7 protein-coding genes are annotated in these 9,422 nt (G+C 75.2%); 5 read left to right on the forward strand and 2 right to left on the reverse strand.

Features of this window, described 5'->3' with window-relative positions:
- Both ACFV4F_RS40660 and ACFV4F_RS40665 read right to left on the reverse strand, forming a co-directional pair.
- A partial coding sequence (locus tag ACFV4F_RS40660) for an amino acid adenylation domain-containing protein (RefSeq protein WP_380510569.1) occupies nt 1-3,609 on the reverse strand: 3,609 nt, incomplete at its 3' end.
- 222 nt (nt 3,610-3,831) lie between these two features.
- Nucleotides 3,832-4,512: a hypothetical protein gene (locus tag ACFV4F_RS40665; RefSeq protein ID WP_380491169.1), complete on the reverse strand. Its 681-nt coding sequence runs from the start codon at nt 4,510-4,512 to the stop codon at nt 3,832-3,834.
- Between the two features lie 202 nt (nt 4,513-4,714).
- Between ACFV4F_RS40665 and ACFV4F_RS40670 the strand changes: the two genes are divergently transcribed.
- The 5 genes from ACFV4F_RS40670 to ACFV4F_RS40690 form a co-directional block, all read left to right on the forward strand.
- Entirely contained in the window at nt 4,715-6,367 is a 1,653-nt protein-coding gene (locus ACFV4F_RS40670; protein WP_380447970.1) for a phage tail sheath family protein, read from the forward strand.
- Between the two features lie 25 nt (nt 6,368-6,392).
- Nucleotides 6,393-6,917, forward strand: coding sequence for a phage tail protein (locus ACFV4F_RS40675; RefSeq protein ID WP_380447968.1), 525 nt, complete (start codon nt 6,393-6,395; stop codon nt 6,915-6,917).
- A gap of 2 nt (nt 6,918-6,919) precedes the next feature.
- Complete coding sequence (locus ACFV4F_RS40680) at nt 6,920-7,666, forward strand: hypothetical protein (RefSeq protein WP_380447966.1); 747 nt, start codon at nt 6,920-6,922, stop codon at nt 7,664-7,666.
- Nucleotides 7,663-8,352 (forward strand): hypothetical protein, encoded by a 690-nt coding sequence (locus ACFV4F_RS40685; RefSeq protein ID WP_380510572.1) that lies wholly within the window; start codon nt 7,663-7,665, stop codon nt 8,350-8,352. The genes ACFV4F_RS40680 and ACFV4F_RS40685 overlap by 4 nt, the downstream gene beginning before the upstream one ends.
- Nucleotides 8,349-9,422: DUF4255 domain-containing protein (locus ACFV4F_RS40690; protein WP_380510575.1), on the forward strand; the 1,074-nt coding region annotated here is incomplete at its 3' end. The genes ACFV4F_RS40685 and ACFV4F_RS40690, both read left to right, overlap by 4 nt.

Below are 9,422 nucleotides of genomic sequence, written 5' to 3' on the forward strand. Positions count from 1 at the left end.
GCGGGTGGTGTACCCCTGGTGGGCGGGGCCGGGGGGGCCGCGGGGGCGGGGGGGGGCCCCGGGGGCCGCGCCCCCGCCGGGGCCGTCGCCCGCCACGACCGTCCGGCCCGCGAACAACTCGTCGTGCCGGTCGGCCTGTTCGGCCAGGACCAGCGAGACGCCGGCGTCGTCCAGCACGGCCCGGTTGCGGGCGAGCGGCTGGTCGAGGTCCAGCGGCAGGTAGGCGGCGCCGCTGCGCAGCACGGCCAGCAGGGCGGCGGGCAGCAGGCGCCCGCGGCGGACGGCCACCGCGACCAGCCCGCCGGGTCCGGCGCCGGCGGCGGCCAGGACGGACGCCAGCCTGCCTGCGGTCAGGCCGAGTTCGCCGTAGGTCAGACTGCCGTCGGCGGCCGACACGGCGACGGCCGAAGGGTCCCACCCGGCGTACAGGTCGTGCAGGCGCAGGTCGGCCACCGGGGTGTCCGCCCGGACCAGGCCGTCCTCGGCGGCGGCGATCTCCGCGGCCGACAGCATCGCCAGCTCCGAGAGCGGGCGGTCCGGTTCGGCGATCCCGGCGGCGAGCACGGCGAGCAGGTGGTCGAAGACGGCGCGCACCGAACGCTCGTCGTAGCGCGAGGTCCGGTACTCGGCGGACAGCAGCGGCCCGTCCGCCGGGAACTCCAGGAACAGCGACAGGTCCGTCTTCGCCGTCCCGTTGCACACCTCGGAGACGAACTCCAGGCAAATCCCCGGGAGATCGGCCCCGGCCACCGGGTGGTTCTGCACCGCGACCAGCACCTGCGAGACCGGGGACGAGGCCCGCCCGGACGCACCGGCCGTCCGGCGCGCGTGCTCGACGAACGGCAGCACGCTGTGCTCGGCCGCGTCCAGCGCCGCCGGACGCACCCGCCCGACCAGCTGCCGGAAGGTGTCCGACCCCGCGACGCCGAAGCGCAGCGCCACGGTGTTGACCAGTGAGCCGAGCACCCCCTCCAGCTCCGGCACCGGCCGGACGGCGAACGGGCTGAGCACGGCGACGTCGGTGCGGCCGGTGTAGCGGTGCAGCACCCCGCCGAGCGCGGTGACCACCGCCATGTAGAGGCTCGCGCCCTCCTCCGCCGCCCACCGCTCGGCGGCGCGCAGCAGCTCGGCCGGGACCCGGCGCTCGATGCGGCGGCCCGCGTAGTCCTGCGGGTCGGGGTGCGGGCGGTCGCCGGGCAGGTGCTGCTCGTGGTCGAGGCCGAGGAGGCCGTCGCCCCAGCGCAGCGCGTCCTCGCGGGCGGCGGCGTGGGCGCGCCGCTCCCAGCGGGCGACGTCGGACAACTGGAGGCCGGGCTCCGGGAGTTCGCCGTCCCGGTAGGCGCGGTCGAGCTCGGCGAGGAGGAGCCCGGTGGCCCAGCCGTCCATCGCCGCGTGGTGCACGGTGATCAGCAGCTCGTGGGCGTCCTCGCCGGTGCGCAGCGCGAGGACGCGCAGCAGGCGCCCGGTGGCGAGGTCGAGCGGGCGGGCCGCCTCGGCGCGGAGCGCGGCGTCCAGCAGTGCCTCGTCGGCGCCGGTGAGGTCGTGCACGGGCACGTCGACGGCGTAGGGCGGGCGGACCTCGACGGCGGGTTCGCCGGCGCGGCCGATCACGGCGGTGCGCAGCGCCTCGTGGCGGCGGACGACCTCGGTGAAGGCGCGGCCGAGCGCGGCGGCGTCCAGGGTGCCGGTCGCGCGGACGCGCAGCGGGACGTTGTAGAGCGACGTGCCGGCCTCGACGTTCTCCTGGAGCCACAGGTCGCGCTGGAACGCCGTCGGTTCGGCGGGCAGTCCGGGCTCGCGGACGGGCGGCGCGACCGAGGGGCGCCCGCCGCCGTGCGCGACGCACAGGGCCAGGGCGGCGACGGTCGGCGCGGCGAAGAACTCGGCGAGCGGCACCCGGACGCCGTACTCGCGCTCGACCCGGGCGAGGACGCCCGCGGCGAGCAGCGAGTGGCCGCCGAGGTCGAGGAAGACGTCGTGCACGCCGACCCTGGGCATGCCGAGGAGCTCCTGCCACAGCCCGGCGATGCGCTCCTCGACGGGGGTGCGCGGCGCGACGAACACGCCGTGGCCGTCCCGCCCGCGCGCCACCGCGGGCAGGGCCGCCCGGTCGGTCTTGCCGTTGGGGGTGAGCGGCAGGCGCTCCAGCACGCCGATCGCGAGCGGCACCATGTAGCCGGGCAGGGCGGCGGCGCAGTGGGCGCGCAGCCCGCCGGGCGCGAGCTCCCGGGAGGACTGGACGAAGGCGGCCAGGTAGGCGCCCGCGTCGTCGTGCTGGACGACGGCCACCGCCGCCTCCACCGCCGGGTGCGCGGCGAGCACGGCCTCGATCTCGCCGAGCTCGACGCGGAAGCCGCGCACCTTCACCTGGTGGTCGGCGCGCCCGTGGTACTCCAGGCTGCCGTCCGCGCGCCGCCGGACGAGGTCGCCGGTGCGGTAGCAGCGCTCGCCGCCGACGGTCACGAACCGCTCCTCGGTGAGGTCCGGGCGGCCGTGGTAGCCGTGCGCCAGGCCCTCGCCCGCCAGGTACAGCTCGCCGATCCCGCCCTCCGGCACGGGCGCGCGCCGCTCGTCCAGGACGTGCGCCGTCGTGCCGTCGACCGGGCGGCCGATCAGCGGTTCGCCGGTCTCGTCCCGGCCGACCAGGGCCCAGGTGGAGTAGACGGTGTCCTCGGTGGGCCCGTACAGGTTGTAGAGCCGCTCGACGCCGGGCTGCGCGTGGACCTGGTCGGCGAGCCGGCGCGGCAGCGCCTCCCCGGCCAGGTTGACGACGCGTACGCCGGCGGGCAGGCCGCCGCCGCGCAGCAGGGCCGCCATGGCGCTGGGGACGGTGTTGACGAGGGTGACCGCGTCGCGCGCGGGCAGGTCGGGCAGGGCGAGGGCGTTCTCGGCGACGACGACCGTGCCGCCGACGGCGAGCGGGAAGAAGACCTCGTACACCGAGATGTCGAAGCAGACCGACGTGGCGAACAGCACGCCCGCCACGTCCTCGGGCCGGTAGGTGGCGGCGGCCCAGCGCAGCAGGGCGTTGACGCCGCGCTGCGGGACGACGACGCCCTTGGGGCGGCCGGTGGAGCCGGAGGTGTACAGGACGTACGCCGCCGCCGCGTCGGTGCTGCCCACCGGCGCGACGGGAGCGGTCGGACCCTGCCCGTCCGGACCCTGCCCGTCCGGACCCTGCTCGTCCGGACCCTGCTCGTCCGGACCCGCGTACAGGACGGCGGCCCCGGCCCCCGCCACGAGGTGCTCGTGCGCCCGGTCGGTGAGCACGACCGGCGCCCGCGCGTCGCCGATCACCAGCTCCAGCCGGTCCTGCGGGTAGGCCGGGTCCAGCGGCACGTACGCGCCGCCGGCCCGGAGCACCGCGAGCAGGGCCACGACCAGCTCGGCCGAGCGCGGCAGGCACACGCCGACCAGCGTCCCGGGGCCGACCCCGGCCCCGGCGAGGCGGGCGGCGGCGGAGGTCAAGCGCTCGCCAAGTTCGCGGTAGGTCAGGCGGCGCTCGCCGTCGATCACGGCGACGGCGTCCGGCGTGCGTCTCACCTGGGCCTCGATCAGGCCGGCGAGGGTGGCCGTGGGATCCAGTGCGGGGAATTCCGTCGAACTCATCCACTACTCCTGAGGGGTGGCCCGCGCACCGGCTCGTGGCCGGTGCGGATGGGCGGTGTACCTCCGGAGATGATGGGGTAAAGATGTTCGCGCTACCAGCACAATTCCACCACTCGTTCGATATGCCGGAAAGGTCACCTCCGATTCGATCCTGAGCGGTGCGAGATCATGACGCGGCGTCGTCCGCGTCCTTACGGAACGTCAACAGCCGTGCAACGCACGTCAGTTGACATGCACACTTGGCGCCGGGCGCTCCCAGGGCCGGGAGCTGCCCGGCGTGAACCCGGCGTCCCGGGCGTTGTCGAGCGCGTCGGCGAGGTTCAGCCGCCCCGGCTCCTCCAGGAAGCCCAGGACGGGGGCGAGCTCACGCTCGGTCAGGCGCTGCTCCCTGGCCGCCTCGACCAGCTCCTCCAGCTTCCGCGTGAACTCGTCCAGGTACGCGTCCTCGTCCACCTCGTCGTCGTCCTCGTCCTCCGGCTCCGGGATCCGCTCCATCACCCGGTCGGTCAGGAGGGACTCCAGCCGGTCCAGCGAGCCCGTGATCCCCACGCCGCGATCGTCCTCGACGGGAGCGCAGTCCCACGCGCCGGCGCCGCTCTCCCACCAGTAGCAGAAGGCGATCCGGTCGGTGAGCCCGGACCAGCGCAGCGGCAGCCAGTCGGGCGCGCCCTGCAGCAACTCGTCGAGTTCGCGCTCGGTGCTGTAGTCGACGTCGAAGCCGGTGAGCACCGCCCGGCCGCCGTCGACCCAGCGGAGCTGCCAGCGGTTGCTGCTGCCGTCGTCGTGGCTGAGCTCGTCCCCGCCCGCCCAGTAGCCGAGCTGGACGTCGATGCCGGTCTGCAGGACCGACATCACCCCGCCCATCAGCCAGGACTCCTCGGGGTTCGGCGGGCAGTACGACATGAACGCTCCTTCATCGCGTGATCGTTACCGGACGACAGACGCCCCGGCCCCCGCGAAGGTTCCCCGGGTGCGGACGCCCGTCACGGCCGCGTCACGCCACGCGTTCCGCGCCGTGCGGCCGCGGTGACGCCGCCGTGATGGCCGGCCCGGACGCTGGGCGGTGTCCGCGGGCGCAGCCGTTGCCCTCGCGAAGGGAGCCACGATGCCCATCAGCCCCACCTATCCGGGCGTGTACATCGACGAGCTGCCGAGCGCCGTGCGCACGATCGTCGGCGTGCCGACGTCGATCGCCGCGTTCGTCGGGACGGCGCCGCGCGGGTCGGTGACGGACCCGGTGCACATCACCAGCTGGGCCGACTACGAGCGGGAGTTCGGCGGCCTCGACCGCACCTCCGACCTGAGCTACGCGGTCTACCAGTTCTTCCAGAACGGCGGCGCCGAGGCCGAGATCGTCCGGATCACCGCCGTGAAGCCGAAGAACCCGCCGGCCGACGGGCCCAGCTACCCCGCGCCCGCCACGCTCGTCCTGCCCGCCGCCTCCGGCGCCGCCGCCGACGCGGTCACGCTCACCGCCGTCAGCCCCGGCGACTGGGGCAACCACCTGCGGGCCCGGGTCGACCACCAGACCCGCGACAAGGCCGCGAGCGCCGCCGACCAGAAGAGCTTCAACCTCACCCTGCGCGACGCCGTCACCGGCGTGACCGAGAGCTACCTCAACGTCAGCTCGCTGCCCGGCAGCCCCGACCGGCTGAGCGTCGCCCTCGCCGCCTCCGCCCTCGTCACCGTCCCGGCCTCGGCGGACGGCAGGCTGCTCGCGGCCAATACCGACGTCCCGCCCGGCCAGGACCCGTTCCCGGACGGCAAGGGCCCCGGCCAGGGCAACTGGTACGTCACCGCCGGCGGCGGCCTGGACGGGACGGCGACCCCGGTCGCCGCCGACTACCTCGGCGACAGCTCCCCGGTCAAGGACGGCAAGCAGGGCATCTACCAGCTGCTCAAGACCGACATCTTCAACATCCTGTGCCTGCCCGGGCCGCCCGGCCAGAACGGCCCGGCCGGGATCCTCCCCCAGGCCGCCAAGCTCTGCCTGGACCGCCGGGCGATGCTCGTCGTCGACCCGCCGGACGCCTGGCACAGCGTGGCCGACGTCACCAGGGCCGCCGCCCCGGGCGGCACCGGCCTGCCGCTCGCCGGCGACCCGGGCGCCCGCAACGCGGCCGTGTACTTCCCGCGCGTCCTGCTCGCCGACACCGAACAGCAGAACCTCGTCCGCGACTTCCCGCCCTGCGGCGCCGTCGCCGGGGTGTGGGCCCGCACGGACGTCGCGCGCGGCGTGTGGAAGGCCCCGGCGGGCACCGACGCGGGCCTCGCCGGCGTCGTCGCGCCGCTCGTGCCGATGACCGACCCGGAGAACGGCATCCTCAACCCGTACGGCGTCAACTGCCTGCGCCGGCGGCCGGTGTTCGGCAACCTCGTGTGGGGCGCGCGGACGCTGGTCGGCGCCGACGTCCTCGCCGACCAGTGGAAGTACGTCCCGGTGCGCCGGACCGCCCTGTTCATCGAGGAGAGCCTGTTCCGCGGCACCCAGTGGGTGGTGTTCGAGCCCAACGACGAACCGCTGTGGTCCTCGATCCGGCTCAACGTCGGCGCGTTCATGAACACGCTGTTCCGCCAGGGCGCCTTCCAGGGCCGCACGCCCAGGGACGCCTACCAGGTGGTGTGCGACGCGACGAACAACCCGCAGAACGACATCGACCGCGGGATCGTCAACATCCAGGTCGGCTTCGCCCCGCTCAAGCCCGCCGAGTTCGTGATCATCCACATCCAGCAGCTCGCCGGCCAGATCCAGGTCTGAGCGCACCCTCACGGAGAGGCAGGCCATGGCCGACAGCAGGACGAAGCGCCGCGACCCGTACAAGAACTTCCGCTTCCGGGTGAAGTTCGGCGGCGGCACCGACTACATCGCGGGCGTCAGCAAGGTCACCGGGTTCAAGCGCAGCACCGAGGTGATCAAGCACCGCAGCGGCGGCGACCCGGCCACCAGCACCAAGCTGCCGGGGCGCACCGAGTACGACGCGATCACCCTGGAGCGCGGGGTCACGAGCGACAAGGTGTTCGAGCAGTGGGCGAACCGGGTCTGGAGCCTGACCAACGCGAGCGGCGGGCTGGAGTCCTCGCTCAAGGACTTCCGGCGGGACATCATCGTCGACGTCTTCAACGAGGCCGGCCAGAAGGTGCTCTCCTACCAGGTGTTCAACTGCTGGGTGTCGGAGTACCAGCCGGTCTCCGACCTCGACGCCAACGCCAACGCGGTCGCCATCCAGCACATCAAGCTGGAGAACGAGGGCTGGGTGCGCGAGGACCTGCCCGAGCCGGTCGAGCCGTCCTTCGAGGACCCGGCCTGACGATGGACGAACTCACCGGAGCCCCAGCCGATGTCACCGCGCTGACGGAGGAGGGCCTGCTCGCCGTCTGGGAGGCCGGGCGCGGGCAGGACCCGGTCCGGCGTGCCCTGGTGCTCGCCGCGGCGGGCGGCGGCGATCCGGCGGCCGTCGCGGACCTGACCGTCGGGCGGCGCGAGGAGCTGGTGCTGGGCCTGCGCGTGCGGTGCTTCGGCCCCGGCCTGCCGTGCGCCGTCACCTGCCCGTCCTGCCGGACGGAACTGGAACTCGAACTGACCGCGCAGGACGTGACGGCCGCGGCGCCGGAGGGCGAACGCGTCGTGCGGGCCGGGGGTTTCGAGCTCACGTTCCGTCCGGTCACCACCCGGGACCTGCTCGCCGTCCGGGGCGCGCCGCGCGCCGCCGCCCGGCGGGCCCTGCTCCGGCGGGTGCTGACCTCGGCGGTCGCGGACGGACGGCCGGTCGCCGCCGACGCGCTCCCGGCGGACGTCCTGGAGGCCGTGGCGGGCGCCCTGGCCGCGCGGGATCCGCAGGCGGACGTCCGGCTGGACCTCGACTGCGCGGAGTGCGGCCACGCCTGGACGTCGCCGTTCGACGCCTCCGGCTACCTGTGGGCCGAACTCGACGCCCACGCCAGGCGGTTGCTCCACGACGTGCACGCGCTCGCCACCGCCTACGGCTGGACGGAGGCCGAGGTGCTCGCGGTCGGGCCCGAACGACGGCAGCTGTACCTGGAGTTGGTGACGGCATGAACGACTTCGTGAGCCGCCTGCTCGGCGCCGGCGGCGCGGACGGGCCGCCGATACGGCCGCTGATCGGGTCGATCTTCGAACCCCGGCGGAGGACGCAGCCGTGGCTTCCGTTCACCGAACCTTCCCCTCTCCCCGCGGAGTCGGAGGTCGCTGACGCCAACCCTCCCGCCGCCCAGCAGGAGCTGCCCGTCGGCGCGCCGCCCGGTCTCCCCCTGACACATCGCGCCTCCACCGAGGGCGCACCCGAACCTCCGCAGGCCGTCCGGGCGGAGCCCCCCACCGGCCCCGGACGGCCTGCGGAACCCACCGCCTTCGCCCTCCCGAAACCCCGCCGTGCGGACGCCCCGCCCGGGGAACCCGCGCAGGAGGAGGGCCCGTCGGAGCAGCACGCCACACCCGAGGAGCGCGCGGAGGACGCCCCGGCGGCGCCCGCGCCCGACCCCGTCCACGCGCACCCCGTGCCGTCCTCCCCCATCGACGCGTCGCTCGTCGACCCGCTCCTGACGTCCCGGCGCGAGCGCGCCGCCGCGGTGCCGAACGTGCGCATCACCATCGGCCGCGTCGAGGTCCGCGCCGGCCGCCAGCCGCCCGTCCCGCAGCCGCCGCGCCGGATCCCCGGGCGGCGCCCTGCGATGAGCCTGGAGGACTACCTGCGCACCCGCTCCGAGGGGGGCGGCGGGAGGTGAGCGACGAAGAGGCCATCGCCGCCGTCACCAAGACCCTGAGCGGACTCGTGCTCGGTGCCCTGGCCGACGTGCCCGGCGCGGGCGTGGACACCCGTCCCCTGGACGAACTCGTCGACGGCACCCGCGACAAGCTCGTCAACCTCTACCTCTTCCAGGCCGACGTGGACGGCGCCCTGCGCGACGCCGACCAGCCCGGCCTCGCCCCCGGCGAGAGCGGCGGTCCGCCGTTCCCGCTCACCCTGCACTACCTCGTCACGCCGTTCGTCAAGCGCGACCCCGGCCTCGACGCCCAGCGGCTGCTCGCCCGCGCCGTCCGCGTCCTGAACGACAACCCGGTGCTCCAGCGCGGCGAACTGGCCGCGTTCGCGCCGGAGAGCGACGTCGCCAAGCAGCTCGACCGGATCCGGATCACCTGGCAGCCGTTCGGCGAGAAGGACATCTACTCGCTCTGGACGGCGTTCCAGACCCCGTACCGGATGTCGGTCGCCTACGAGGTCGGCGTGGTGCTGATCGACGGCCACCGCCCGCCGACCGTCCCCGTGCCGGTGCTCACCCGGGGCGCGGACGACCGCGGGCCCGTCGCGCAGGGCTTCCTCCCGCTCGGCCTGCCGGCCCTCGACGCCGCCGTGCCGCCGGGCGGGCAGCCCGCCGTGCGGGGCGGTGAGACGGCGGTGCTGCGCGGCAGCGGGCTGGCGGCCCCGGCCGAGGTGCGGCTGAGCCATCCGCTGCTCCCGGCGCCGGTCGCCGTCGCCCCGGATCACGTCACCGGTACCCAGGTGCAGTTCACCGTCCCCGTCGGCACGGCCGCCGGGCTCTGGTCGGCCGGACTCTCCCTCGCCGGGCAGGTCACCAACGAGGTCCCGCTCGCCGTCGCGCCCCGGATCACTCACCTGCCCGCGCAGGTCGGGCGGCACGCCGACGGGAGCGCGCAGATCGACGTCCGCTACTCCCCCGCCGCCCTGCCCGGACAACCGGTGCTGCTGGTCCTCGACGGCCGCGCCGTCCCGCCCGACCCGCTGCCGCACGGCGTGCCGCGCCCGCCCGGCCACGCGCGGTTCACCGTCCCGGAC

This window comes from Kitasatospora sp. NPDC059722 (genome assembly GCF_042733235.1).
Lineage (GTDB): Bacteria > Actinomycetota > Actinomycetes > Streptomycetales > Streptomycetaceae > Kitasatospora.